Here is a 25,685-nt window from a genome sequence, read left to right as displayed (position 1 = left end):
CCGGTCGGGGATCCCGGGGGGACCCCGGCCGCGCCCGGCCGGCAGCGCTGTGTCAGCCGGCGGCCCAGGGTGCCTCGGGCAGCTTCGCCGCCTCGTCGCGCCCGGTGATCTCGACGGTCGTCGGGGTGCCGAGGCCGGGCATCCGCATCGTCACCCGCCGCAGACCGCCGTCACCGTCGATCCAGTAGGTCAGCGGCGACAACTCACCGTCGGCCCCCGCCCCGTGCGCGGCGTCGCCGGAGCGCGGTCCGGAGAACCGGTCGTAGCTCCGGCCGTCGATCAGGTCGCGGCCCAGCCATCGCGGACCGGACTGCGCGAGCAGCAACGGGTTGTCGGGCCGGTCCGCGCCCAGCTGGATCAGCAGTTGGAGGCCGGAGTCCAGGGGGTCCGCCGTGTAGCCGCGCGGCGACCAGCCCGGGCGGGGGATGTGCTCGGCCTGCTGCCAGGCCGGGCCGCCGCCACCACCCGCCTGCGGCGCCAGCCCCAGGCCGGCGCCGTCCCACACGATCAGCCCGTGGTCCAGCTCACCCGTGGGCCCGGTGACCCGGTAACGGCCCGCCGCCCGGTGCGTGCGGTAGTCCACGACCCCTTCCACCCGCACCATCACGCCACCGCCCTCGGCCGCGGTGAGGGTCACCGTCGCCGGGCTCGCCTGGTACAGGTTGAGGCGCGACACCGCGATGCGCGATGCCTCGTCGACGGTCACCGGCCGACTGGTGGTGCTGTCGGACGCGTTCCGGTAGACGACCACGCCGCCCGTGGCGGCCCCGCACACGGCGACCGCCAGCAGTGCCCTGAGCCAGCCGACCCGCCGCGGCGTGCGGGCGCCACCGGACTTCCACCGGGCGGTGGGACCGCCGGGCCTCCTCCCGGCCGTCTTGTCGCCGGGCTTCGTCCCGGCCGTGCTGTCACCGGGCTTCCGCCCGGCCCTCTTGTCGCCGGACTTGCTCCGGGCCATGACCGTGCCCTCTCTCACGTCGGTGACACACTCGGGCGGGTTCGCGGACCCGATGGTCCGCGAACCCGCCCGATCCGCCCCTGCCGGCCGCCGGCCCGTCGGGCTCCGACGGCCGGGCCGGGGTGTTACCGGTGCCGGGCCCTACGCCCGCGCAGTCCTACCAGCACCCCGCCGAGCGCCGTGAGCGCCACGGCGACGAGGGCCATCGGAACGAGCGGCCCCGTGCCGGTGCTCGCCAGGGGCGAACCCGGCGCGGGCCTCGGCGGGCCCGGTGCGGCGGCCGGCACGACGGGCGGCTCCGGCGGGTTCGAGGCGGGCGGGACGCCGGCCGTCTCCGTCGGGGTCGGCGTCGCGGGCGGCGTCGTCGGCGTGGGGGTGGGCGACGGGGTGGGCAGCAGCCGGTTGACCGCCGTGACCGAGACGCCGTCCGCGAGGTTCTCGGACGTCAGCACCAGCGGACCGAACACCGTGGTGTCCGGCGCCGCGTAGCCCTCGGGCGGGCTGAGCTCCTGCCAGTAGTACGTCCCGGGCTCACCGGCGCCCCGGCACAGGCCGTCGGTGCCGGTGGTGCACGGGCTCCCCAGCTTCGCGTCCGGCTTGTCACCGGTGGGCTGCAGCCCGTCGGTGCCGTTCGTCTCGTGCCACAGCTGGAACCTCGCCCCCGCCAGCGGCTTGCCGTCCTGGTCGTGCTTGACCAGGCGCAGCGCGCCCTCCTGCCGGCGGAACCCGAAGTCGAAGGTGTGGTCGTTCTCGCCCGGCCCGCCGGTGGTCAGCGCCCGTTCGGGGAACCGTCCGCCGTCGGGGACGACGCCCTTGGAGTCGACGAAGTGGTTGTCGCCGACGTCCGCGTCGGTGGGCACCCACTGGTACAGGGGGCCGCCCTTGGCGTAGTCGGCCGGGTTGTCCAGCCTGATGGTGTACTTGGTGCGCGGCTTGAGGCCGCCGTCCACGTCGGAGTCGTCGAAGTAGTACTCGCCGCGGGTGGTCGTCCTCGTCGTGCCGACGAGCTTCCCCGACTCGTCGTAGAGGTGGACGGTCGCGCCCGGGACGGGGCGCTGGCCCGGCCGCTGGACGCCGGTGCGCTCCGGGTCGTACCAGACCCGGTTGCCGATCTGCAGCGGCGCCTGGTCGCAGAGGACCTCCAGGTCGCCCATCGACGCGCCCTTGCCGAACGGGGCCACCGTTCCCGGCGGGTTGAGCCGCAGGCCGAACTTCGGGTCCTGCTGCCCGTCGCGCTGGAGGAACGACGTGCCGTACCCGAAGGCGGTGTGGTTGGGGTCGAAGGCGGAGACCGCGATGGTGTTCTCGGCCTTGGAGAGCGCCATGCCGGCGAACGCCGTGTTGCGGTGGCCGCCCCAGCTGGTGTCGAAGAACCGGGTGCCCCGGGGGGACAGCCCGCAGCCGTTGTTGGTGTCCAGCACGAACGTGCCGCCCGCCGGGCAGGCCTTGTTGAGGTCGCCGCCGGACATGACGACGGCGACGGAGCCCGGTGCGGGGGCGGCCGGGGCGCGGTCGCCGAAGCGGTCGCGGAAGGCCAGCAGCATCGAGCCGTCGGCCTCGAAGGCGATCTCGCCCAGCTCGGGCTCGGGGTTGGCGATGGTGGAGGCGCCGCACGGGTTGCCGTTCTGCGACGTCGGGTAGGTGCTCGTCCACGGGAACCAGCCCGCGCCGTCGCACGGGCCACCGCCGACGGTCGACTGCCGCGGGTAGTCGAGCGGCTGGTCCAGGACCGGCTTGCCGAACACCCCGGTGGCGAGGTCGAACGGCAGGACGACCGCCCGGAGGTCGGCGACCTTGCCGGTGGACTCGCCGGAGCACACCCCGCCGAGGTAGCCCTTGCCGTCCTGGAGGCCCAGGCCGAACGGGCGCCAGTCCCCCGCCGCCGGGCAGCCCGGATCCGGGACGGCGTAGGAGGCCTTCGGCGCCGCCGCGGTGGGCGCGGTGGCGTCGTAGCGGTAGAGCCTGCGGTCGTTGAGGTTGACGACGAAGAGGTCCCGGCCGTCATCGGTGATCTTGAGGCCGCCCAGGCTCTCCTTGCCCGGCACACCGAGGAAGGCGTCGTCGGTGCCACCGCCGTGGACCGTCGCACCGGCCTCCGGGACGGTGGTGAACAGGGTCGTCCTCTTCTGGGCGAGGTCGGTGACGTAGATCGCCCCGGCGCCGCCCGGACCGTAGTCGGTGGTGCGCTTGGCCAGCGCGGAGGAGAACACCCGCCGGTCGGACCGGTTCCACCCGATGCCGTAGATCGTGCCGGTCTCGGCGTCGGTGGCGATGTCCGTGGCATTCACGTCCACGCCGTCCTGGCCGCGCGCGCTGTAGGGGAAGGACACCAGCGTGCGCTGGGCGCCGCCCTCGCGCGCGGCGGGCTGACAGGTCGTCACCAGCGGTGCGTTCTTCTGACAGTAGTCACCGGGGTTCCACAGCCCCGTGGTGAACGCGACGTTCTTGCCGCCGGAGAGGTCGACGAACTCCTCGTTGCTGCTCAGCTTGTTCGGAGCGCCGTCCAGTCCCTCCCGGGAGGCGAAGGCCGGGAACAGCACGCCCGGCTTCGGATTCACCACCTGTACGCGGTACTTGCCGCCGGACAGCTTCGCCGCCGGGGCGAGGGTGACCGTGCCGTCCGCCGCCGTCGCCCCCTGGACCGCGGTGCCGGCGTCGTCGGTGAGCGTCACCGTGACACCCGCGAGCCCGGGTTCCAGCGCCGGCGTCCAGACCCCGCTCGTGTCCACCGCCCGCACCACCCGGACCGTCACCGACCCGTCGCCGGACTGCGGGAACGCCGCCGGCGCGACGGCCAGCGAGCAGCCCGCGATCCCCAGTGCCACTGCCGCGGTTCTCGCCACGGCCCGGCGGCCGGGCGAGCCCGACCGCCCCCAACCCGGCCCGCGCGCGGAGCCGTTCAACCGATCACTTGTAGATGTCATTCCCACTCTCATCGTCGAGGGCCTGCGCCCGGCCGCGTGAGGAGCCGTGTGGAGTGACGGAGCACCCGCCATTCAGCGGAAGCTTAAAGGCGTCGCAAGGAAGGTGCGGGCACAATCGTCATTTTGACGCTCCATCAGGTGACCGTCCCCGATCTCGGCGGCGACCCGGAGTTCCGCGGGCGGTACGTCCGCGGACCGACCGCCGACCCCGACATGCCGACGCCCCAAACCTTCCCGGGCAGCTCGCCAGCCGATCGGGTGAATCCGCCGACGACTGTCCGCCGCGCACCCTCCCCACCCGACGAACACCCGCCACCGGCGCGAAGCCGCACGGTCCGCCAGCGCTCGAACGCGCGCTCGCCGCCTGCGCACTGGGCTCCGCCACCCTCGCCGCACTCCCTCGCGACCACCTCGGGGCGTCCCCGGAAGCGCGCACGGTGCTCGAAACGTCCCCGTTCGCCCCGGGCACGCCCGACGGAAATCCGCTTGAACGCCGCACTCGAACAGCACCATCATCAGACGCCACCCGACCCGAGGTGCCCGCGCGAACTCCACCCGCGGACAGCACACTTGACGCTCACTGTCCGAAGGACGGCGCGCCGGCCGGCATGAGCGCGGACGCCCCGGCGCGTCCCGCGGCCACCGCGAGTCCCCGTCAGCCGAGCAGCCCCCGGAGGTAGCACCGTGGAGATCCTTCGCCAGGCCGTGTCCGTCATCGTCCACGACCAGCACCGCGATCTGGTCGCGACTCTCCGCTACGCAGCGCACGGCTGGCGCGCGACGCCGGCGTGGACGATCCCCGGCGGCAAGGTCGAGGAGGGCGAGCGGCTCGACGAGGCCGCCGCCCGCGAGTTGCGGGAGGAGACCGGGCTGATCACCGATCCCGGGGGCCTACGGCTCGTGCACACGATCCAGGTCCGCCAGGGCTGGGACGGCGAGGGCCCGTTCCTGCTGTCGGTGTTCCTCGCCACCGCCTGGAGCGGTGAACTGACGAACACCGAGCCGGACAAGCACCTCGGCGCCCCCTGGTCCCCGGTCGACGCGCAACCGCTGCCGATGTTCGCCACCGCCCACGCCGCCCTCACGCTCTACCGGGGCGGGGGCCGCGGCTTCTCCACCCACGGCTGGGGCGGCGAAGGGTCCGACCCGCGTGCGCTCGTCGGCGCGTGAGACCCGGTGGGCCGACACCGCCGACCGCCCGACCCGCACCTCGTCCGCCTCGATCCCCCGCCGCCCCCGCTCTCCCGCCGGCCGGGTGAGCCGCGATGACGCCCGCGCCCGCCCCGGCCCCGCAGTGGAACCGCACTGCGGGGATCACCTCCCCCGGTGTGAGGTCCTCGGCGTCGTCGGCCCTGCATATATGACGATTCATCCTTGTAGGTGCAGTTTCTATACACACCATGGGTGACAGCGCGAATTCGTGCTGTCATAGCTGCGCCAGATCCCCCGGCACGCATCGCACCTTCGCGGGAAGGCAGGAAGATGGGCAGATCCACGTTCGCGGCCACGACGATGGCCGTCACACTGACGGTTTCGGGGTTGCTCGCCGCCGTAGGGAGCCCGGCCCACGCCGAGGCGGGGCAGGACAACATCGGCATGTACAAACAGGAGAAGACCCAGTGGTGCTGGGTCGCCTCCGGGCTGACGATCGCCAAGTTCCAGGGCTACGGCAGCACACAGACGGACTTCTGCACCCGGGCTCAGCCCTCCTACGGCTGCAACAACCAGCCTGCCACACTCGACGACATGGCCAGGGGCTGGAACAGCCTCGGCATGGCCCACCCCGGCTCGGGCCTGAACAGCGCGGCCACGTTCAACCAGGTCTACACCGACGTCAAGGCGGCCCGCCCGGTCGCCGCCCGCATCGGGTGGACGTCCGGCGGTGGCCACATGAACGTCGTCTACGGCTTCGACACGTCGAACAACACCATCGGCGTCGCCGACCCGTGGCCGGACACCGCCACCTACACGTGGTGGAACTACAACGACTACGTCAGCAACAGCTCGTTCAAGTGGACCCACTCCCGGATCGGCATCTCCCGTTAAGGCAGGCGGCATGCACCGAGCAAGAATGTCCAGCAAGCGGGCGGCCTCCCGCCGCTCCCGCCTGACCACCGTCCTGGTACTGAGCGCGGCCGCGCTGCTGGCAGTCGCCGGCCCCGCCCACGCGACCGCGCCCATGGACCCGCTCCCGGCGGACATCCCGGACTACCAGGCCGCCCTCGACCTGGTGAAGTCGGCCGACGTCCGCGCCACCGTCTGCCGCTTCCTCAGCGTGCCGGTGCCCCAGGGGGACGCGGTCGGCGCACCGCAGGCGATCCCCGACAAGGCCGACCCGTGCGAGGGCCTGCCGGCGTTCACCGTCAAGGACCCGTTGGCGCTGAACGAGATCACTCCCGGCTTCGCCGCGGGGACGTCCCTGCCGATCGCCACCGAGGCGGTCAAGCTGAGCTATCTGGTCTCCGCGCTGAACGCCCCGGTCAACGGGCGGAACGCCACCGTCATGCTCGCCCCCACGCAGGGCGGCGGGTGGCACCTGGCGGCCGTGCGCGAGGGCGACAGCGACGCCACGTTCGCGGGCAGGGCCACGGTGGGGACGCTGGTGTTCTCCGAGCCGCAGATCCGCGGCTGGTACCAGCTGAAGCTCACCACGGTCGAACCGCTCAACGACCAGGCGCGACAGGGGCTGGACGGCCAGTCGGCGGTCTCGCTGAGCACGTACCAGAAGCTGGTCAAGGCCCGGTACGCCGACAAGCTGCCCGGCTCGGTGTACGACACCACGGGCATGTCCAGCGGCTACGGCGTCGCGAAGAAGTCGGCAGCCGCCCCTTCCTCGACACCCGTGCTCGTCGGCGGTTCGGGCGTGGCCCTGGCGCTCGCGGGTGGCGCCTTCGCCCTCCTCCGCCGCCGTCGGCGCGACAGCGTCGCCTGAACGCGGCCACCGTCGCCTGAACGGGGCCACCATCGCCCCGACCCCGCCGCCGGCCGGGGTCGGGGCGAAGCCGCCCACCGGTGCTGTCCCACGACGCCGTCGAGCGGCACGACGTACCGCAGGGTGAATCCCTCGGGAGAGGTTCGACCGGGAATCGACTTGTCAGGACTGACGAGGCGTCATAGAACGGGGACCGACAGCGACTCAGGTGAGTCGCCGGGCGCGCGTCGACGTGATGACGACGCATGCCCGGCGCCGTCCGTACGGGAGCCGACCATGTCCGACCGGGAGCGGCTGCACGACGCGGTGCGCGAAGTCCGCGAGTCCTACGACCGGCTGAACGAGCAGCGGCTCGGCCGCCGGTGGGACCTCACCGACTACGCGCTCGGTCTCGTGGGCGACGTGGGCGACCTCGCGAAGCTGGTGATGGCCCACGAGGGCCACCGCACCGACGTGGCGGGCGGCCGCGAGCTGCTCGCCCACGAGCTGTCGGACTGCCTGTTCTCCCTCCTGGTGATCGCCGAGGAGACCGGCATCGACCTCGAAGCCCGGTTCCCGGCCGACATGTCCGCTCTCGCCGCCCGGGTCCGCGCGCAGCTCGCCACGGGAGCGACGCCGCCTCCCGCCGCGCCCTGACCCAGCCGGGCGCCGCGCGGCACGAGCGACGAACGCCCCGCCCCGGGGCGGACGCCCCGAATGGTGTTGCGCCTCGCCGACGTCTGGTGGAGCCTCTCAGGCTGGAGGTGGTCCAGGTGACCGACATCAGGGTCTCGCTGTCCGTGCGCGATCTCACCCACGAGGACCTGCCCTCGTGCGGCTGGGCGGGCTCCGCCCTGCATGTGCGCAGGCTCGCCGACCAGGTGCGACGGGCCGAGCGCGGTGAGGTCGACTACCTGGCCGTGCACGGGCCCGCCGGCCTGCCGGTGGCGATCGGCGGCGTCGACTACACGGTCAGGAGCGGTGCCGGCACGCTCTGGCAGCTCGGCGTCCATCCGGCGCTCCGGTCGTGCGGCATCGGCGCGCTGCTGATCGCCACCGCGGAGGCCCGGATCACCGCCCGGGGTCTGACCGTGGCCGAACTGGGCGTGGAGGAGGGCAACCCCAGGGCCCGCGCCCTCTACGAGCGGCTCGGCTACCGGGCCTACGGCCGCGAGCCGGACTCCTGGGAGGTGGAGACCGCGGAGGGCTCGGTCGAACGGTACGAGACCGTGTGCACGTTGATGCGCAAGGACCTCACGTAGCCGAGGACGGGCTGCACCGACGAAGTCGGCTGGGTGCCGCAGGCTCCGCCGAAGCACCCCGCCCTCGTGCGGTGCGTCACCGGGCGGAAAAGCTCACCCCCGGCCGCGGCGCACGCCACAATCACCTCAGGCCAGTCGGTGCGCCGACACGATCCGAAGGAGCGCCGCCATGACCCGCTACAGTGTCGACCCCGCCCGGCACGAGCTGATCGCCGCCTGGGGAACCGGCGGCGGCGACCTCTCCGCCCGCGTAGCCGTCCTCCCCGCCGAGGCCGACACCGCCGTGCTGCTGCGCCTGGCCGGCACGCTCACCCAGCTGTCCGAGGCGGCCTGGCGCACCTACACCCACCCGGCCAGCGCCGCCGACTCCCTGGAGTCCGGCAGCGAGGGATGGCGGCGCGAGCGGGAGCGCGAGGCCTTCGGCGAGGTCGCCGCCGCCGTCGCCCGCCCCAACCTGCCCCAGGGCGGGATGCTGACCGTCTCCTACAGCCCCCTGGTGGAGTCCGCGAACCGGATCGGCCGCGCCCTGGTGGGCCTGGGCGACCCGGAACTCAGCGCCACCGTCCTGGCCGAGGCCGCCCAGGAGCTCGCCGCCGTGGAGAGCGCCGAACTCGGCGACCTCTCCGGCCGCGCCCAGCAGGCCGTCCTGCTCAGCCGCGAGGACGCCTCGCCCGCCCAGGTCGCCGCCGCCGACCACCTCTTCCGTCAGGACCCGTTCGGCCCCGCTGAGCTCTTCTCCGGCATCGACCCCACCGCCGCGGCCGTCGCCGCGGCCCACTGGCTCACCGCCGCCGCCGAGATCGCCGCCGAGGCCTCCGGCCACGACCGCGCCACCGTCGTGCTCGAAGCCGACGCCATCGAGGCGCTCGCCCATGAGACCCCCACCCTCGTCCTCGAACTCATCGACGCCGGAGCGTCCCCGCACGACGCCGTCGCCGGGCTCGTCCGGCACGCCCTACAGGTGGCCGATGGGCTGCTGCCCGACCCCACCGCCCTGCGGGACCAGCTCAACGACTTCGAGGAGGCCCTCGCCGAGTACTCGGAGGGCGACGGCGACGGGGGCCTCGACCCGGAGGACACCGGCCTGCGCCTGACCCCCCTCGACCCGCGGCGTCCCGCCCGCGACCTCCTCGAAGACCTCCTCGCCGGCATCCACGGCTGCTGGCTCCTGCACGACCAGTACACCGATTCCGACCACGACGAGGACGCGACCCCGGAGACCCCCGCCCACGAGGACGACGAGGAGGCCGCGGAGGAGTTGCACCAGCAGCGCAGCCGTGGTCAGTTCGCCGCCCGGGTGCGCGCCGTCGCCGCCCGCGATCGCGACCGGCTGGTCTGACGCCGCAGCCGCCGCCGAACCGCCACCGGCGGCGGCCGCTCCGCCGGCGCGACCCGGCGCGGGCCGGCGGCGACGGACCGGACACGCCGCCGGGATCGCGGGTCCGCCCGGAGCTCGTCAGCGGCCGGGTCCGGGTTCGCCGTAGCGGCGCCCCGCCCGGTCGCCGAGCACGGTGACGGCTGCGGGGAGCGGCGAGTCGACCGCGGCCCGGGACCCGCGGACGTTGCGGCGCGGGTCCTGCCCCGGTCCCGGCAGGATCCGTGCGGCGAGGCTGAGCAGGCGGGTCGTGGTGGCGGGAGCGAGGCCCTGGAGCCGGACGCCCACCTTGGCCGCCGGGGTGAGGACGAGTTCGGGCCTGCGGCGCTCGGCGGCCCGGACGATGGCGCGGGCGGCGCGCTCCGCGTCCATGGAGAGCAGGGGGAGCGACGCCGCCGCGGCGAACCAGCTGTACTCGGCGCCGGGCCTGCCGTGGAAGCGGGCCGCGGTGTGCGAGCCGGTCCGCATCAGGCCGGGCAGCACGGTGGTGACGCTGACGCCGGCCCCCTCGCCAGCTCCGGCTCCCGCTCCCGCTCCGGCGAGTTCGGCCCGCAGTCCCTGCGACAGACCGGCCGCGGCGAACTTCGCGGTGGCGTACGGGAGCAGGTGGGGTGCGGCGATGCGTCCGCCGACGGAGGAGATGTTCACCAGCGTGCCGGCCGTACTGGCCCGCAGGTCGGGCAGGGCCGCGAGGGTCAGCCGCAAGGGGGCGAAGAGCATCGTCTCCATCGCCTCGCGGAAGTCCTCCTCCCGCAACGCGTCCAAGGGGCCGACCTGGATGATGCCGGCGTTGTTGACCAGGACGTCCAGGGGCCCGAAGCGGTCGTGCACCGCGTCCAGCAACGCGCGCGGGGCGGACTCGTCGGTGATGTCGCAGACCACGGACGCCACCTCGGCGCCCTCGGCACGCAGACGGCTCTCGGCGAATCCGAGCTCGCGCGGGTCGCGGGCGCAGAGCATCACCCGGCAGCCGCGCCGGGCGAGTTCCTGGGCGATGAGCAGGCCGAGGCCTCGCGACGAGCCCGTGACCAGGGCGGTCCGGTCGGCGAAGCGGTGCAGCGTTCGGGACATGGGGGCTCCCGGGAGCGGTCACGCCGGTGCGGCGTCGGGGACGGGGATCAGTCGGGGACGGGGATCAGGGGTTGAAGAGGATCTTGACGGCGCCGTCCTGCTTCTTCTGGAAGAGGCGGTAGGCGTCGGGCGCCTCGGTGAGCGGGAGATGGTGGGTGGCGAAGGCCTCCACGCCCAGCGGGTCGTCGTCGGAGAGCAGCGGGAGGATGTCGTCGGACCAGCGGTGGACGTTGGCCTGGCCCATGCGCAGCTGGATCTGCTTGTCGAACAGGGTGAGCATCGGGAGCGGATCGGTCATGCCGCCGTAGACCCCGGACAGGGAGATGGTGCCGCCGCGGCGGACGATGTCGATGGCGAGGTGGAGGGCGTGGAGGCGGTCCACTCCGACGTGCTGCATGAGCCGGGCGGCCAGGGAGCTCGGCAGCAGCGCCGTGGACTGCTGGGCGAGGGTCGCGGCCGGCGAGCCGTGCGCCTCCATGCCGACGGCGTCGATGACGGCGTGCGGGCCGCGGCCCTCGGTCATCTCACGGATCGTGTCGGCCAGGCCCTTGCCGTGCCGGTCGAGGTCGAGGACGGTGGTCCCGCGGGCGCGGACCCGCTCCAGGCGTTCCGGTACGAGGTCCACCCCGATCACCTGGCCGGCGCCGCGGTGGGCGGCGATCCGGGTGCACATGTCGCCGATCGGCCCGAGGCCCAGGACGACCAGGCTGCCGCCGTCGGGCACGTCGGCGTACTCCACGGCCTGCCAGGCGGTCGGGAGGACGTCGGAGAGCAGGACGTACCGGTCGTCGGGCGGGCCCTGCGGCACCTTGATGGGCAGCGTGTTGCCGAAGGGCACGCGCAGTAGCTCGGCCTGCCCACCGGGCACCTGGCCGTAGAGCTTCGTGTACCCGAACAGTGACGCCCCGGTGCCGTACTCGTGGACCTGGGTCGTCTCGCACTGCGAGTGCAGACCCTGCGCGCAGGTGAAGCAGGTGCCGCAGGAGACGTTGAAGGGCACCACGACGCGGTCGCCGGGCCGGACGGCGGTGACCTCGGGGCCGACCTCCTGGACCACGCCCATCGGTTCGTGGCCGAGGATGTCGCCCGGATCCAGGAACGGGCCGAGGACCTCGTAGAGGTGGAGGTCCGATCCGCACAGTCCGGTGGTGGTGATCTTCACGATGACGTCGGTCGGGTCCTCGATCACGGGATCGGGCACCGATTCGACCCGTACGTCCCGCCTTCCTTGCCAGGTCAGAGCCTTCACGGCCACTCCTCTCGCTGGATCCCCCTCGGCGCCGCGGCTCGCACGCGAGCCGCGCGGACGCGCGATCGCCGGTGCGCGCCCACCGGGAGGCGACTGGTGCCCGCCGTCCCGCACGGCCCGCGCCTGCCCGGGCACGGGAACGTGAAACGGCTTCCGCGCAGGGGTGCGGGTCGCCGCCGTCGCCCTCGCCCGCCGTGCGCGATCGGGCCGACACTGCTCTGCTGGGTGCGGATGTGCCTTCCGCGCGGGGTGCCGTACCCGCACCCGGTCGTACCCGTACCCGGTCGTGCCCGTACCCGGTCGTGCGCATCAGTACCCGGTCGTGCCAGTGCTGGGGAGAGGTCCGGCCCGAACACCCTCGGGCACCGCACAGGACGTGCAGGACGTGCAGGACACCATGGAGTTCAGCGGAAGCGGCCGGCGCCGCCCGCCTCCGGACGGTCGTCACCACCGGCTGACCCCCGGCTGACCCGTGGCGCCCGCGTGGCTCGGCCCTCCCGGGTGGACCCGGGAGGGCCGAGCCACGCTTCGGGCGGGCCGCTCAGCGCCGCTCCTCCGGCCGCTGCGGCTCCTCCCAGCGGGTGTGGAAGACCCCGTCGCGGTCGACCCGCCGGTAGGTGTGCGCGCCGAAGAAGTCCCGCTGCCCCTGGACCAGGGCGGCCGGCAGCCGCTCGGCCCGCAGGCTGTCGTAGTACGCGAGCGCGGTCGCGAAGCCCGGCGCCGGCACGCCCAGCTGGGCCGCCGTCGAGACCACCCGCCGCCAGGCCGACTGGGCGGACCCGAGCGCCTCCGTGAAGTGGGCGTCGGTCAGCAGGGTGGGCAGCTCCCGGTTCCCGTCGTAGGCGGCCTTGATCCGGTCGAGGAACCTGGCCCTGATGATGCATCCGCCGCGCCAGATGGCGGCCATCTCGCCGGGGTCGATCCGCCAGGAGTACTCGGCGCTGCCGGCCTGGATCTGCTGGAAGCCCTGGGCGTACGCGACCATCTTGGAGGCGTACAGGGCCTGCTCGACGTCGTCGGCGAAGCGGTCCGCGGCGGCGCTGTCCAGCCAGGTCTCGGTCGGTCCGGGCAGGCCGCGGCCCGCCTCGCGCAGGGACACGCCGCCGGACAGCGACCGGGCGAAGACCGCCTCGGCGATGCCTCCGACGGGCACCCCGAGCTCCAGCGCGGTCTGGACCGTCCAGCGCCCGGTGCCCTTCTGCTCGGCCCGGTCCAGCACGACGTCGACGAAGGGCCGGCCGGTGTCCGCGTCGGTGTGGGCCAGGATGTCCGCGGTGATCTCGATCAGGTAGGACTCCAGCCGCCCGCCGTTCCAGGTGCGGAACACCTCGGCGATCTGCGCCGGCTGCAGGCCCGCGGCGTGCCGCAGCAGGTCGTAGGCCTCGGCGATCAGCTGCATGTCCGCGTACTCGATGCCGTTGTGGACCATCTTGACGAAGTGGCCGGCGCCGTCCGGTCCGACGTGCGTGCAGCAGGGCTTGCCGTCGACCCGGGCCGCGATGTCCTCCAGCAGCGGTCCCAGCAGCCGGTACGCCTCCGCCGTGCCGCCCGGCATGATGCTGGGGCCCTCCAGCGCGCCCTGCTCGCCGCCGGAGATGCCGCTGCCGACGAAGTGCAGCCCGCGCCCGCGCAGGGCGCCCTCCCGCCGTCGGGTGTCGAGGAAGTGGGCGTTCCCGCCGTCCACCAGCACGTCGCCCTCGTCGAGCAGCGGGACGAGTTCGTCGATGACCGCGTCGGTCGGCTCCCCGGCCTTGACCATGATGACGATCATGCGCGGGCGTTCGATCGCCGCGACGAACGCCTCCGGCGAGTCGGCCGGGACGAACTCGCCCTCGTGCCCGAACTCCTCCAGCAGGGCGGTGGTCCTGGCCCGGGTGCGGTTGTGCACGGCGACTCGGTAGCCGTGGCGGGCGAAGTTCCTGGCCAGGTTGCGGCCCATCACGGCCAGTCCGGTGACGCCGATCCGGGCCTTCGGCTGCTCGGTCATGACGTTCTCCTCCTCGGCGGGCTCCTACTCGGCGGACAGCGAGAGGACCTCGTCCTCGGGGACCTCCAGGTACCGCTCCCCCGCGACCTCGATCTCCGAGCCCGAGAACGTGGCGAAGACGATCCGGTCGCCGACCTTGACGTCCACCGGGTGCGGTTTGCCGCTCTCCAGCGGCCGGCCGGGTCCCACCGCCACCACCTCGCCCGTACGGGTGTCGGCGTCGGCGGCGGGTTCCCCGATCGGCCTGACGACCAGGCGATCGTGCTCCGGGTGGAAGTCGGGCATGGGGTGCTCCTCTGCACTGGGCGGTACGGGTGCGGGCGGTGGAACCGGCGGAACCGGCGGAACCGGGCGGCCGTCGCGCGGCCGAACCGGTCCGCCTCCGATTCTCCCGGGGTTCCCGGATCCTGCACGGTCTGGCCGCGCGCCTTCGGCCTCCCGGGGCTCGCCGGGCCCTTCCGCGGACCTCACCCGGCCCACAGGCGGACCGCACCGCCACCTCGCCCGGACCACACCCGGACAGCGCAGCGCCGCGGGCGGTGGCTCAGCGGTCAGCGGGGCTGGAGCCGGGTGCGCAGGAGGCAGAACTCGTTGCCCTCCGGGTCGGCCAGCACGTGCCAGTCCTCGGCGCCGGTCTGGCCGATGTCGACGGGCCTGGCGCCGAGCGCGAGCAGCCGGGCCAGTTCGGCGTCCTGGTCCCGGTCGGTGGGGCTGACGTCGATGTGCAGCCGGAGCTTCCTCCCGGGCCGGGGGTCACCACTGGGGCTGAGGACCAGGGTGGGCTGCGGGCCGCCGAAGCCGACGCCGGGCGGCCCGATCTCGATGCTCCCGTCGGCCTCCCGGCCGAGTTCGACGTAGCCGAGGACCTCGCTCCAGAACACGGCGAGCTGCTCGGGGTCGGCACAGTCGATGACCAGCTCACTGATGCGGCATGCCATGCCCGCCAGTGTACGGAGCCGGGCCGGGCGGCCGGCCTCGGTGCTCTCCCGAGCCGCCGGTTCCGTCCCCGGCGGCTCGGAGGACTCCGACGGGAGGTGGCGGCCTCCCGTCGGAGGCCGGCTCAGTGCCGCTCCGCCGTACCGCGGGCCCAGCTGCCGAGCACGGGGACGCAGCGTTCGGCGAAGTCCTCGTAGTCGGCGGCCGTGTTGTAGACGTGGGTCGAGAGGCGGAAGTAGCCGACGCCGTCGAAGCTGGTGAACGCGGCCTCGACGCCCAGCTCGGCCGCGACCCGGTCGCGCAGGGCGTCGGCCTCGAGTCGGGTGGCGGCCAGGCCGTCGGGGAGCCGGACCAGCCGCAGGGCGTTCACCGGCATGCCGAGGTCGACGGCGGCGCTCTCGCCGGTCAGCTTCGTGACGGCCTCGCCGACGATGCGTTCGGCGTAGTCCGCCAGCTCGCGCAGGTAGTCGCGGGCGGCCGCCCAGCCCCAGGTCCGCTCGATGAAGCCCAGCGCCTCCGGGGCCGCCAGGTAGCTGCTGGCGTCGATCGTGCCCTGGGTGTCGAAGCGCTCGGGGAACGGGGCTTCGGCCGCCCAGGAGTCGATCAACGGGTAGAGCTGGTGACGGAGTTCGCTGCGGACCACCAGGGCCGAGGCGCCGCGCGGGGAGCAGCCGAACTTGTGCAGGTTGCCGACCCAGACGTCGAACTCCAGCCCGGCCAGGGGGTCTTCGGCCAGGCCCGGTACGTGGGCCCCGTCTATCAGCAGGGGGACGCCCAGCTCCCGGGCCGCCGCGCCGATCTCCTTCACCGGCATCCAGCGGGCGGTGGCCGAGGTGATGTGGTCGAGGACGATCAGCGCGGTCCGGTCGGTGACCTCGGCGAGCACCGCGGCGCAGGCCTCCTCGGCCGTGGCGTCAAGCGGCACCCGTGCCGTCCGGACGCTGCCGCCCCAGCGGCGGGCCAGCCGCTCGGCACCCATGGTGACGGCGCCGTAGCCGTGGTCGGTGACCAGCACCTCGCCGCCGGGCCGGGCCGGGAGGTTGCCGTACACGACGCTCGCGCCCGCGCTGGCGTTGGGCACGAGGGCGAGGTCGCGCGGGTCGACCCGCAGGAAGTCCGCGACCTTCGACCGGGCGGCCGCCACCCGCCCGGGCAGGGCCGGGAACCACACCACCGGCGCCCGGTCCATCTCGGCGCGCAGGCGCTGCTGCTCCTGCTGCGCGGCCTCCGGGACGGCGCCGAAGGAGCCGTGGTTGAGGTGGGTCAGCGCCGGGTCCAGCGTCCAGGCGCGGGCGGCGGGCCGGCCGTCCGGCAGCAGCAGGGGAAGCGGGGCGGGACTCATGTCGTCTCCAGGAGGGTGCCGTCGGTCGCAGGGTGAGGGTCGTCCGGTGGGGCTGCCGGAGAATCCGGTCCATCATGACGTCCGAGGCCTACGGTGCTTACCGCGGCCCCCGGTTCGGGCCCCGGGCCCCGGTCGGCCCGTGGTGCTCGCGCCCTCCGGTGCGGGAGCGGCGCCCGGCCCGGTAGCGTGCCGGGATGGGAAAGATCGTCACGTATCTGGAGATGACCGGTCGCGAGGAGCTGACGCCGGGTCGGGCGGTGCCCGGGATGGAGCTGCGGCGCGAGGAGGGCTTGTCGGCGCTGGTGCGTTCGGTCCAGGCCCGGGTCGGGGCCGCGTACGGCTGGCGCAGTTCCAGCCGGACCGACCAGCAGTGGACGGAGCTGGCGCGCGCGCATCCGCACCGCCAGTACTGGCTGGTCGAACTGTCGGGCACGACGGCCGGGATAGCCGCCCTGGAGCCCCAGGCCGGCGGGGAGGTGGAGATCGTCACCTTCGGGCTCCTGCCGGAGTACGTCGGGCAAGGGCTCGGCGGCCATGCGCTCACCCTCGCCCTGCGGCAGGCCTGGGCGACCGAGCCGTTCGAGGCGGAGTCGGTCCGCAGGGTGTGGCTGCACACCGATTCGAACGACCACCCGACCGCGCTGGGCAACTACCTGCGCCGGGGTTTGCGCGTCCACCGCACCGAGTCCGTCGAGGGCGCCTGACCGGGCCGTCTCCCGCCGGCCGCGGCCGCCCCGGCGCCACACCGCGGCGGCCGGGGCGGCCCCCTCCGGCCGGTCGTGCTGCCGGCGCACCGCCTGGATCGCCCTCCCGTGCGGGCTTGCTGTCAGCGGCCTGTGATGCCGTGTCAGTGAGCTGTGTGCGATCCATCAGTGGCCCGGTGGAACCTCGGAGTGCCTGAAGGGTTCAGGCTTCGGAGGGGAGTTCCCGTGCATGACGTGGTGATCGTGGGCGCCGGCCCGGTCGGTCTGTTCCTCGCCTGCGAGCTCGGCCTCGCGGGCTGTTCGGTCCTGGTTCTCGAACGGGAGGCCGAGCCCGGCTCCCCCTGGCGGGCGGCGCCGCTCGGGAGCCGGGGCCTCAACACCGCGTCGGCCGAGGCGTTCCACCGCCGGGGGCTGCTGGACCGGCTGCGGAAGGCCGCCGGTCTCGACCACGCTCCCGAGTCGGCCCGGCCGCGCCTGGGCGGCCACTTCGGCGGAATGATGCTCGACCCGGCCAGGATCGATGTCGCCGCCCTGCCGTTCCGGCTTCCCGGCTCGGCCACGGAGAGCATGATGGCGTCCCTCGACGTGGTCGAGGGACTGCTGTCCGAGCGGGCCGCCGCACTCGGCGTGGAGATCAGGCGCGGCGTCACGGTCTCGGCGGTCACCCAGGACGACGAGGGCGTGGTGGCCCGGGCGGGCGAGGACGCGTACCCGGCGCGCTGGCTCGTCGGCTGCGACGGCGGACGCAGTGCCGTGCGCCGGCTCACGGGCTTCGACTTCGTCGGCACCGGGCCGCAGCTCACCGGCTACTCGATGCGCGCCACCCTGGCCGATCCCGAGGAGCTGGCTTTCGGCTTCAACCTCACACCGACGGGCCTGTACGTCCGGATGCCCGGCAAGGGCCACCTCGCCATGATGGACTTCGACGGCGGCGCGTTCGACCGCTCGCAGACGCCCACCCGCGAGCACCTCCAGTCGGTGCTGCGCCGGGTCTCCGGGACGGACGTGACGCTGGGCGGGGTCGACCTGGTGTCGACCTTCACCGACCGGGCGATGCAGACGACGACCTACCGGCAGGGGCGCGTCCTGCTCGCGGGCGACGCCGCGCACATCCACTCCCCGCTGGGCGGCCAGGGGCTCAACACCGGCATCGGCGACGCCGTGAACCTGGGCTGGAAGCTCGCGGCGACCGTGCACGGGCACGCGCCGGACGGACTCCTCGACAGCTACACCCGGGAGCGCCACCCGGTCGGCGCCGCGGTGCTCGACTGGACGCGCGCCCAGGTGGCGGCCATGCGGCCGGACCCGCACGGGCGGGCGATCCAGGCGGTGGTGCGCGAGCTGATCGGCACCCGTGACGGAGCGACCTTCGTGTTCGAGCGGATATCGGGCGCCTCGGTCCGCTACGACCTCGGCGACGAGAACCCGCTGGTCGGCCGCAGCGCCCCGGACTTCCTCCTCGGGGACGGGACCCGCCTCGGCGAGCTGCTGCGGGACGGCCGGGGCGTCCTGCTCGACTTCACGGCCGACCGGCACCTGCGCGAGGCGGCCGGGCACCGGGAGCGCCGGATCCGGTACGCGGCCGGGCCGGCCGCGAACGACCTCGGGTTCGGCGCCGTACTCGTCCGGCCCGACGGCACCGTCGCCTGGGCGGACGGCCACGACCCCGACCGCAAGTCGCTCGCCTCCGCCGCCGACCGGTGGTTCGGCGCCCCGGCGTCCTGACCCGGTCCCGGCTCCTCCCCTCCTCTCCCTTGCTCTCCCCTCCTCTCCCCTGCTCGACCGAGTTCCAGGAGCACGCCCATGACGATCAACCTCCGCCCCGGGAGCACGGTGATGTTCACCGGCGATTCGATCACCGACTGCGGGCGGCCGGCGACCGAGCACGGCCTCGGCTCCGGCTACCCGCTGCGGATCGCGGGCGAGTGGGGGCTGCGGCACCCCGAGCGGGCCGTGACCTGGCTGAACTCCGCGGTCCCGGGCGACAAGGTGCGGGACCTCGAAGCCCGTTGGCAGGCGGACGTGCTCGACGCGCGCCCGGACGTGGTGTCGGTCCTCGTCGGCATCAACGACGTCGGCTGGCACACGATCGCCCCGGAGGGGCACGTGATCCCCGTGGAGGACTTCGCGGCCGGCTACGACCGCCTGCTGAGCGGCCGGCCGGACCGGGTTCCCGCGGGAAACCGGTGATCGCCTGTCATGACCCCACCGTTCCCCCTAGCCTGTGAGGGCTCACGGGAGGGGGACACGTTGGAGCGACTCGGGGCCGGGGACCCACGTCAGGCCGGGCCGTACACGCTCATGGGGCGGCTCGGGGCCGGCGGCATGGGCGCGGTGTATCTGGGGCGGTCGGCCGGCGGACGGACCGTCGCGGTCAAGGTGGTGCGGCCGGAGCTGGCCGGGGACGGGTCCTTCCGGGCGCGCTTCCGGCAGGAGGTCGCGGCGGCCCGGCAGGTCTCCGGGGCGTTCACCGCCCCGGTGGTGGACGCCGACACCGAGGCCGCCACGCCCTGGATGGCGACCGCGTTCGTGGTCGGCGTCCCGCTCCAGGACGCGGTGGCCCGGCACGGCCCGCTGCCCGGGGTGACCGTGCGGACGCTGGCCGCCGGGCTGGCGGAGGCGCTGACCGAGGTGCACCGGGCCGGGCTGATCCACCGTGACCTGAAGCCCGGCAACGTGCTGCTGGCACTGGACGGGCCGCACGTCATCGACTTCGGGATCTCCCGGGCGGCCGACGGCACCGGGCTGACCACGACCGGCGCGGTCATCGGGTCGGCGCCGTACATGTCGCCGGAACAGGCGCTGGGCGAGCCGCTCACCCCGGCGAGCGACGTGTTCGCGCTGGGCTCGACGGTCGCCTACGCCGCACTCGGCACCCGGCTGTTCGGCGACGGCGCCGGGGCGGCGGTGCTGTTCCGGGTGGTGAACACCGACCCGGACCTGAGCGGCCTGCCGGACGGGATCCGGCACCTGGTCGCCGGGTGCCTCGCCAAGAACCCGAACCACCGCCCGACACCGCGCCAACTGGTCGAGCTGGTGGAGCGGATCGGCCGCCCGGACCCGGCCGACGGCTGGCTCCCGCCCGCCGTCGCGACGGACGTGATCGCCGCACGCGGTGTGCTGACCGCCCTGCCCCTCCCGGATCCGGGCCCGCCCGGCGCTCCCCCCGCGGCGCCGCCGCTGCCCGCCGACCCGGGCCCCGGGGGCCGGCCGCCCGAGGACGCGGTGCCCGCCCGCCGCCCGAGCCGCCGGACGGTGCTGTTCGGCGTCGGCGGCGGCGTGCTCGCGGCGGCGGGGGCCGCCACCACGATCGCGCTGCTGAACGACCGGGGCGGCCGCGGCGCCACGGCCGGCAGCACGGCCGGCAGCACGCCGTCCGCCCCCGTCCGCCCCTCGGGCGCCGACGTGCCCGAGATCGGGCCGAGCTGGCAGGCGACCCAGCCGAACCCCTGTCCCCAGGTGCTCTCCGCGGACGGCGTGGTGGTCGGCGTCTCCATCCTGAACATCTGGGGGGTGGACGACACCGGCCGCACCAGGTGGACGGTGGACGGCGCCACCGTGGGCGGCGCCTTCGCGATCGACCCGACCACCCCGCGGTCCGTCGCCGGGCTCGACGGCGACCGGCTCTACGCCTTCGGAGGGTCGCCGACGGCGCCCGAGCTCCTGGCGTTCACCCTGGCCGAGGGCAGACTCGACTGGCGGCTGCCGCAGGGCCGGAAGAACGCGGCGGGCGTCCTCTCCTTCGCCGGGATCCGGGCCGGCAAGGCCTACTGGCTCGGCTTGGGCGACGGCAACGACCACGGTGACCTCGTCCCGGCCGGCACCCACGTCTGGGCGGTGGACCTCGCCACCCGGCAGAGCCTCTGGTTCCACGGCGAGGACACCATGCTGCTCCAGTCGACGGTGCCGACGGACGACCGGATCGTGGTCTCCGACCTCGACCAGCTGAAGGCCCTGGACGCGAAGGGCGGGACCGTCTGGGAACGCAGGCTCGCCGCGTTCGGCCTCGGAACCGCCGGGAGGTACGTGCTCGCCCCGGACAAGGACGGCACGCTGACCGCCCTGGACCCGGACACCGGCGGCCCGGCGTGGACGGCGAGCGGCGTCGTCGGCGCCTCGAAGCTCGGTGACGGCTTCGCCACCAGCGAGGACGGCCGCCTGCTCTACCTCCTCTGGCGGGACGGGGACGGCGGCTGCTCGATCGGCACCGTGGACCCGGCGAACGGCCGCCCCGGCTGGCGGACCCCGCTGCCGCCCGACTCCCCCGACGCCCCCTTCCTCGGGGCCCGCCTGCTCCGCGCCGACGGCAACCTCTACCGGATGGGCGCCGACGCCGTGCTGTGGGCGCTCGACCCGGCCGACGGCAAGGCCCGCTGGAAGTACTCCGGGCTCAAGGGCCGGGACGCCACGAAGCTGGCCTGGAGCGCCGGCGCCGGACGGCTCTGCGTCTCCGACACGACGACCCGGACGATCACCTCGCTGCCCGCGAAAGGGGCCTGAGCATGCGCCGGCTGGAACCCGCCGACCCCACCCGGACCGGCCCGTACGCCCTGCTCGGCAGGCTGGGCGCCGGGGGCATGGGGGTGGTCTACCTCGGCCGGTCGGCGGGCGGCCGGACCGTCGCGGTCAAGGTGGTCCGGCCCGAACTGGCCGCCGACCCGGGGTTCCGCGCCCGCTTCCGGGCCGAGGTGAACGCGGCCCGGGCGGCCTCCTCCGCGTTCACCGCCCCGGTCGTGGACGCCGACACCGACGCGCCCGTGCCCTGGATGGCGACCGCCTTCGTGCCCGGGATCGCGCTGGACGAGGCGGTCCGGCTGGTCGGCGCGTTCCCCGAGCACGTGCTGCGCATCCTGGCGGCCGGGATCGCCGAGGAACTGAGGAACATCCACGCCGCCGGGCTGACCCACCGGGACCTCAAGCCGAGCAACGTGCTGCTGGCGCTGGACGGGCCGCACGTCATCGACTTCGGCATCGCCCGGGCGGCCGACGGCACCGCACTGACCGCCGAGGGCACCGTCCTCGGCTCGGCCGCCTTCATGTCGCCGGAACAGGCGAGCGGCGAGCGGGCGGGCCCGCCGAGCGACGTGTTCTCGCTCGGCTCGACGCTGGCCTACGCCGGTACCGGCGGGACCGCGCCGTTCGGCGGCGGGCATCCGCTGCAGGTCCTGTACCAGGTGGTGCACGAGGAGCCGGACCTCGCGGCGGTGCCCGCCGGAGTTCGGTTGCTGGTCGCCGCCTGCCTGGCCAAGGCCCCGGGCGACCGGCCGACGCCGCAGCAGCTCGCCGCCTCCCAGGGCGCGGGACCGCTGACCCCGGGGACGTGGCTGCACCCCGCGCTGGTCGCGGCGATCGAGGAGGCGGCGGCCGTGCTGGCCCCGTCGTCCGCCGCGGCGGCCCTGCCGCCGTCCGGGCTGCCGCCCCTGCCGCCGCTGCCGCCCGGGCAGCCGGCGGCGGGCCCGGACTCGCCGCCGACCGCGCGGCAGACGGTGCGACTCGGACCGGTCGACGTCCGGCCCCGCCCCGGTCGCCGCAAGCTGCTGCTCGGCCTGGCCGGCGGGGTCGTGGTGGCCGCGGCCGGCGGCGGCACGGTGTTCCTCACCGGCGGCGGCGCGCCCGAGAAGCCGAAGACCCCCGGTGCCGGTGGCCCGCCGGCGACGGCGCCGGCCGCCGACCCGACCGACTACTCGCGCTCGCTGGACACGGACGTGGTGGCCACCCCGCTCTGGACGGTTCCGCTGGTCGAACCGGTGATCGCGCTGACCGGCAGCGGCGACACCGTCGTGGCCGCCGGGATGACGGGCGTGTGGGCGGTCGACCGCGCCGGGCAGACCCGCTGGGGGCCGTTGACCAACTACACCTCGCCGTCCGGCGCCGGCCTCGGCGACCGCCCGGTGGCCGTCGACGCCACCATGGCCTACCTGATGGGCTACGGCGGCCCCGGCAACCTGACGTACGCCCTCAAGGCCGTCGACCTCGCGACCGGCGCCGCCGCCTGGACCCTCTCCCCGCCGGACCTGCACGTCTCGCCGTCCGCCTCGGTGGTCGGCCTCCTCGACGGCCTCGTCTACGTCGCCGGCGAGGCGAAGGGCACCTTCCACCTGGCCGACCCGACCGCCCCGGTCACCTACGCGGCGGCCTTCGTCTGGGCGGTGGAGCCGGCCACGGGCCGGCTCCGGTGGCAACTGGTGCGCCCGCACGACGTCCTGGAGAACTCCAGGCTCTCCGTCCCGTCCGCCGGGACCCGCCTGCTGTTCGAGACCTACGCGATGGACCTCACCACCTACCGGAGGACCGGGAAGCTGGAGGCGCTCGACACCGGCAACGGCGGAAAGAGCCTCTGGGAGCAGCTGGCCCCCGGCAGTGGCGCCCTCGTGCCCGGGCTGCCCTACTTCGCCGACGGCCCGCACACCTCGGCCGGCGGCTACTTCCTCCACCTCGCCGACCGGCTGTACGCGGTCGACCCGGCGGACGGCAAGGTGGTGTGGCAGTCGGCCGGGGAGTGGAACTTCCGGGGCGCCGTGGCGAGCCCCGACGGCGCCACCGTCTTCGCCGTGGGATCGCACTACGCGAAGGGAGTCGTGGTCGTCCAGTCCTTCGACGCCCGGACCGGCGCCGTCCACTGGTCGGGCTCGCTGCCGAGCGCGCCGCTCCTCGACATGGCGGCGCACTACGCGGACGGCACCGTCTACATCTGGGTCCACGGCAAGGTCTGGGCCCTGGACCCGGCCACCGGCACGCCCCGCTGGACCTTCGGGTTCCACCCCAACGGCGGTTCGACGACCCCCGTGCCGTACTGGGCGGGCGACGGGCGGATCTACGGCCCGACCGACAAGGGCCTGGCGGCGATCGCCGCCGACGGCAAGGCGGCCCACGGCTGAACCCGCCCGGGCCGGGAGCCGGGCGGGGCGGGGAACCCGGTCGGGGCGAGGAACCCGCCGGGCAGCGGAACCGGCCGGGCCGGGTGCCGCGTCGAAGCGAACGAGGGCGCGCCGGTTCGGCGGCAGCGCCGGGACGGGGGTCCGCACCGGTCATGGGATTCGTCATCCTGCTGCTCGTACTCGCCGGCGGGGCGGGCCTGATCCTGTCCGGCGTCAGCAAGCTGAACACCGCCGTACCCACCTGCTACGGCAAACCGATGGTGCCGGGCGACGTCTGCCACCCCAAGGTCACCGGCTCGTTCGCCGAGGGCATGCCCGAGCCCCACGACGCCACCTACCAGGAGCAGTTGAACAGCCTGACCAGCGGCGGCTGGACGTCCATCGGGCTCGGCGCGGTGCTGATGGTGCTCGCCGTGGTGATCGGCCTCGCCTGGGCCGCCGCCGCGGGCCGCGCCCAGGAGCCGTGAGTCGGCCCGCCGGCATCCGCGCCTCCCGCACGTCGACCGCGGCCGGGCCGGTGCCGTACGGGGTCACCCGTCCGCCGGGCTGCGTTTGGAGAGCGATCAAGGGGTAGGCGGGGCATGGTGGCGGCACCGATGTCGCCGCCCCTGTCGTCACCGAGCCGAGGAGCACACCCATGACCGACAACGTACTGGTCGAGGACCTGTACCGGTTCGAGGACCTGCTGGTCCCCGAGGAGGCCGAGGTGCTGCGGCGGGTCCGTGACTTCCTGCGGCAGGAGGTCGCCCCGCACGCCAACGAGTGGTGGGGCCGGGCCGCGTTCCCGCACCACCTGATCCCCCGCTACGCCGAGCTGGGCATCTGCGGCCTCGCCTACCGGGAGAATCCCGCCAGCAGCCTGCTGAACGGCTTCATCGCCCTGGAGATGGCCAGGGTGGACGCCTCCCTGTCGACCTTCTACGGGGTCCACGCCGGGCTGGCGATGGGCAGCATCGCCCGCTGCGGCTCGCCGGAGCAGCGCGAGCGCTGGCTCCCGGCGATGACCCGGATGGAGCAGATCGGCGCCTTCGCGCTGACCGAGCCGCAGGGCGGCTCCGACGTCGCCGCCGGGCTGCGCACCACCGCCCGGCGCGAGGGCGACACCTGGGTGCTCAACGGCGCCAAGCGCTGGATCGGCAACGCGACCTTCGCGGACCTGGTGGTCGTCTGGGCCAAGGACGAGGAGAGCGGCCACGTCCTGGGCTTCGTGGTGCACGGTGACAACCCCGGCTTCACCGCCACCAGGATCGAGAACAAGATGGCCCTGCGCACCGTGGAGAACGCGGACGTGGTGCTCACCGAGTGCCTGGTCCCCGAAGCGGACCGGCTGCAGCGGGCGGAGGGCTTCCGCGACACCGCCGACGTGCTGCGGCACACCCGGAGCGGGGTGGCCTGGGAGGCGGTCGGGGTGATGCTGGGCGCCTACCGGATCGCCCTGGACTACACCCGTGAGCGCGAGCAGTTCGGCGGCCCGATCGCCCGCTTCCAGCTCGTCCAGGACCTGCTGGTGCGGATGCTCGGCAACGCCACCGCCTGCCTGGGCATGGTGGTGCGGCTGGCGCAGCTGGAGGACGCCGGCACGTTCCGGGACGAGCACTCCGCGCTGGCCAAGGCGTACTGCACCAGCCGGATGCGGGAGACCGTCGGCTGGGGCCGCGAGCTGCTGGCGGGCAACGGCATCGTGCTGGACTACAGCATCGCCCGCTTCGTCGCCGACGCCGAGGCGCTCTACTCCTACGAGGGCACCCGGGAGATCAACACCCTGATCGTCGGCCGCGCCGCGACGGGCATCGGCGCCTTCGTCTGACACCCGCCCAGGACCCCCGGGCGCTGCCGGGTGCCTCTCCCCCGGACCGATCTGCCGAAACGATCGGAGCCTTCGCGGTGGACGTCTTCATCCTCGGTGTCACGGACAGGGTCGGCGCCCTGCTCACGCGGGAGCTGCTCGCCGGGGGCGACACCGTCCGTGGCCTCGTACGCCGCGAGGAACAGCGGGCGGAGCTCGCCGAGCCGGGTGTCCACGCGCTGGTCGGACACCTCGCCGAACCGTCCGTGCCGGAGGCGGCTCCGGCCGGGGAGCCCGGGTGG

The 25,685-nt window shown here is 74.4% G+C and carries 21 protein-coding genes; 13 read left to right on the top strand and 8 right to left on the bottom strand.

Annotated features, from left to right (window positions below):
* Window positions 1-52: 52 nt before the first annotated feature.
* A complete protein-coding gene (locus ABT263_RS02390) occupies window positions 53-958 on the bottom strand; it encodes a hypothetical protein (RefSeq protein WP_352286656.1) in 906 nt (301 codons plus the stop codon).
* A gap of 125 nt (window positions 959-1,083) precedes the next feature.
* Complete coding sequence (locus ABT263_RS02385) at window positions 1,084-3,783, bottom strand: SdrD B-like domain-containing protein (protein WP_352286654.1); 2,700 nt, start codon at window positions 3,781-3,783, stop codon at window positions 1,084-1,086.
* A 783-nt stretch (window positions 3,784-4,566) separates the two neighbouring features.
* Here ABT263_RS02385 and ABT263_RS02380 point away from each other — a divergent pair.
* The 6 genes from ABT263_RS02380 (at window position 4,567) to ABT263_RS02355 (ending at window position 9,394) form a co-directional block, all read left to right on the top strand.
* Window positions 4,567-5,052 (top strand): NUDIX domain-containing protein, encoded by a 486-nt coding sequence (locus ABT263_RS02380; RefSeq protein ID WP_352286653.1) that lies wholly within the window; start codon window positions 4,567-4,569, stop codon window positions 5,050-5,052.
* A 312-nt stretch (window positions 5,053-5,364) separates the two neighbouring features.
* Window positions 5,365-5,928: a C39 family peptidase gene (locus tag ABT263_RS02375; RefSeq protein WP_352286651.1), complete on the top strand. Its 564-nt coding sequence runs from the start codon at window positions 5,365-5,367 to the stop codon at window positions 5,926-5,928.
* 25 nt (window positions 5,929-5,953) lie between these two features.
* The gene (locus ABT263_RS02370) at window positions 5,954-6,814 is read left to right on the top strand and encodes a hypothetical protein (RefSeq protein ID WP_352286649.1); all 861 of its coding nucleotides are present in this window, start codon (window positions 5,954-5,956) and stop codon (window positions 6,812-6,814) included.
* 276 nt (window positions 6,815-7,090) lie between these two features.
* A complete protein-coding gene (locus ABT263_RS02365) occupies window positions 7,091-7,450 on the top strand; it encodes a nucleoside triphosphate pyrophosphohydrolase family protein (protein WP_352286647.1) in 360 nt (119 codons plus the stop codon).
* Between the two features lie 116 nt (window positions 7,451-7,566).
* Window positions 7,567-8,055 carry a GNAT family N-acetyltransferase gene (locus tag ABT263_RS02360; protein ID WP_352286646.1) on the top strand — a complete coding sequence of 163 codons (489 nt, stop codon included), beginning with the start codon at window positions 7,567-7,569 and terminating at the stop codon, window positions 8,053-8,055.
* A 169-nt stretch (window positions 8,056-8,224) separates the two neighbouring features.
* A complete protein-coding gene (locus tag ABT263_RS02355; RefSeq protein ID WP_352286644.1) occupies window positions 8,225-9,394 on the top strand; it encodes a hypothetical protein in 1,170 nt (389 codons plus the stop codon).
* A gap of 117 nt (window positions 9,395-9,511) precedes the next feature.
* Here the strand turns inward: ABT263_RS02355 and ABT263_RS02350 are convergent, their stop codons facing one another.
* From ABT263_RS02350 to ABT263_RS02325, 6 genes are all read right to left on the bottom strand, one after another.
* Window positions 9,512-10,501, bottom strand: coding sequence for an SDR family NAD(P)-dependent oxidoreductase (locus tag ABT263_RS02350; protein ID WP_352286643.1), 990 nt, complete (start codon window positions 10,499-10,501; stop codon window positions 9,512-9,514).
* 64 nt (window positions 10,502-10,565) lie between these two features.
* The gene (locus ABT263_RS02345) at window positions 10,566-11,750 is read right to left on the bottom strand and encodes a zinc-dependent alcohol dehydrogenase (protein WP_352286641.1); all 1,185 of its coding nucleotides are present in this window, start codon (window positions 11,748-11,750) and stop codon (window positions 10,566-10,568) included.
* 541 nt (window positions 11,751-12,291) lie between these two features.
* Window positions 12,292-13,737: an NADP-dependent phosphogluconate dehydrogenase gene (gene gnd, locus ABT263_RS02340; protein WP_352286639.1), complete on the bottom strand. Its 1,446-nt coding sequence runs from the start codon at window positions 13,735-13,737 to the stop codon at window positions 12,292-12,294.
* A 24-nt stretch (window positions 13,738-13,761) separates the two neighbouring features.
* Window positions 13,762-14,022, bottom strand: coding sequence for a co-chaperone GroES (locus ABT263_RS02335; protein WP_329485443.1), 261 nt, complete (start codon window positions 14,020-14,022; stop codon window positions 13,762-13,764).
* A 266-nt stretch (window positions 14,023-14,288) separates the two neighbouring features.
* Entirely contained in the window at window positions 14,289-14,675 is a 387-nt protein-coding gene (locus tag ABT263_RS02330) for a VOC family protein (RefSeq protein WP_352286637.1), read from the bottom strand.
* A gap of 122 nt (window positions 14,676-14,797) precedes the next feature.
* The gene (locus ABT263_RS02325) at window positions 14,798-16,015 is read right to left on the bottom strand and encodes an aminotransferase class V-fold PLP-dependent enzyme (RefSeq protein WP_352286636.1); all 1,218 of its coding nucleotides are present in this window, start codon (window positions 16,013-16,015) and stop codon (window positions 14,798-14,800) included.
* A gap of 194 nt (window positions 16,016-16,209) precedes the next feature.
* Between ABT263_RS02325 and ABT263_RS02320 the strand changes: the two genes are divergently transcribed.
* The 7 genes from ABT263_RS02320 (at window position 16,210) to ABT263_RS02290 (ending at window position 25,404) form a co-directional block, all read left to right on the top strand.
* Window positions 16,210-16,719, top strand: a complete 510-nt coding sequence (locus ABT263_RS02320) for a GNAT family N-acetyltransferase (RefSeq protein WP_352286635.1) — start codon at window positions 16,210-16,212, stop codon at window positions 16,717-16,719.
* Between the two features lie 225 nt (window positions 16,720-16,944).
* Entirely contained in the window at window positions 16,945-18,444 is a 1,500-nt protein-coding gene (locus ABT263_RS02315; RefSeq protein ID WP_352286633.1) for an FAD-dependent oxidoreductase, read from the top strand.
* Between the two features lie 78 nt (window positions 18,445-18,522).
* Window positions 18,523-18,909, top strand: a complete 387-nt coding sequence (locus ABT263_RS02310) for a GDSL-type esterase/lipase family protein (RefSeq protein WP_352286631.1) — start codon at window positions 18,523-18,525, stop codon at window positions 18,907-18,909.
* Between the two features lie 60 nt (window positions 18,910-18,969).
* Window positions 18,970-21,219, top strand: a complete 2,250-nt coding sequence (locus ABT263_RS02305; protein ID WP_352286630.1) for a serine/threonine-protein kinase — start codon at window positions 18,970-18,972, stop codon at window positions 21,217-21,219.
* A 2-nt stretch (window positions 21,220-21,221) separates the two neighbouring features.
* Entirely contained in the window at window positions 21,222-23,597 is a 2,376-nt protein-coding gene (locus ABT263_RS02300) for a serine/threonine-protein kinase (RefSeq protein ID WP_352286628.1), read from the top strand.
* 152 nt (window positions 23,598-23,749) lie between these two features.
* A complete protein-coding gene (locus ABT263_RS02295) occupies window positions 23,750-24,064 on the top strand; it encodes a hypothetical protein (RefSeq protein WP_352286626.1) in 315 nt (104 codons plus the stop codon).
* Window positions 24,065-24,234: 170 nt separating this feature from the next.
* Window positions 24,235-25,404, top strand: a complete 1,170-nt coding sequence (locus ABT263_RS02290; protein WP_352286624.1) for an acyl-CoA dehydrogenase family protein — start codon at window positions 24,235-24,237, stop codon at window positions 25,402-25,404.
* The last annotated feature ends 281 nt before the right edge of the window (window positions 25,405-25,685 follow it).

Source organism: Kitasatospora sp. NPDC001603 (assembly GCF_040298365.1).
In the GTDB taxonomy this organism is placed as follows: Bacteria; Actinomycetota; Actinomycetes; order Streptomycetales; family Streptomycetaceae; genus Kitasatospora.
Note: the sequence above shows the minus strand (reverse complement) of the source record. Positions and strands in the feature narration are given on the sequence as shown.

What these genes read in the sequence shown, in the direction of transcription:
- ABT263_RS02390 (WP_352286656.1), bottom strand. Translation starts at nt 958, where the DNA reads ATGGCCCGGAGCAAGTCCGGCGACAAGAGGGCCGGGCGGAAGCCCGGT.
- ABT263_RS02375 (WP_352286651.1), top strand. Translation starts at nt 5,365, where the DNA reads ATGGGCAGATCCACGTTCGCGGCCACGACGATGGCCGTCACACTGACG.
- ABT263_RS02370 (WP_352286649.1), top strand. Translation starts at nt 5,954, where the DNA reads ATGTCCAGCAAGCGGGCGGCCTCCCGCCGCTCCCGCCTGACCACCGTC.
- ABT263_RS02365 (WP_352286647.1), top strand. Translation starts at nt 7,091, where the DNA reads ATGTCCGACCGGGAGCGGCTGCACGACGCGGTGCGCGAAGTCCGCGAG.
- ABT263_RS02355 (WP_352286644.1), top strand. Translation starts at nt 8,225, where the DNA reads ATGACCCGCTACAGTGTCGACCCCGCCCGGCACGAGCTGATCGCCGCC.
- ABT263_RS02350 (WP_352286643.1), bottom strand. Translation starts at nt 10,501, where the DNA reads ATGTCCCGAACGCTGCACCGCTTCGCCGACCGGACCGCCCTGGTCACG.
- gnd (WP_352286639.1), bottom strand. Translation starts at nt 13,737, where the DNA reads ATGACCGAGCAGCCGAAGGCCCGGATCGGCGTCACCGGACTGGCCGTG.
- ABT263_RS02335 (WP_329485443.1), bottom strand. Translation starts at nt 14,022, where the DNA reads ATGCCCGACTTCCACCCGGAGCACGATCGCCTGGTCGTCAGGCCGATC.
- ABT263_RS02330 (WP_352286637.1), bottom strand. Translation starts at nt 14,675, where the DNA reads ATGGCATGCCGCATCAGTGAGCTGGTCATCGACTGTGCCGACCCCGAG.
- ABT263_RS02325 (WP_352286636.1), bottom strand. Translation starts at nt 16,015, where the DNA reads ATGAGTCCCGCCCCGCTTCCCCTGCTGCTGCCGGACGGCCGGCCCGCC.
- ABT263_RS02320 (WP_352286635.1), top strand. Translation starts at nt 16,210, where the DNA reads ATGGGAAAGATCGTCACGTATCTGGAGATGACCGGTCGCGAGGAGCTG.
- ABT263_RS02310 (WP_352286631.1), top strand. Translation starts at nt 18,523, where the DNA reads ATGACGATCAACCTCCGCCCCGGGAGCACGGTGATGTTCACCGGCGAT.
- ABT263_RS02300 (WP_352286628.1), top strand. Translation starts at nt 21,222, where the DNA reads ATGCGCCGGCTGGAACCCGCCGACCCCACCCGGACCGGCCCGTACGCC.
- ABT263_RS02295 (WP_352286626.1), top strand. Translation starts at nt 23,750, where the DNA reads ATGGGATTCGTCATCCTGCTGCTCGTACTCGCCGGCGGGGCGGGCCTG.
- ABT263_RS02290 (WP_352286624.1), top strand. Translation starts at nt 24,235, where the DNA reads ATGACCGACAACGTACTGGTCGAGGACCTGTACCGGTTCGAGGACCTG.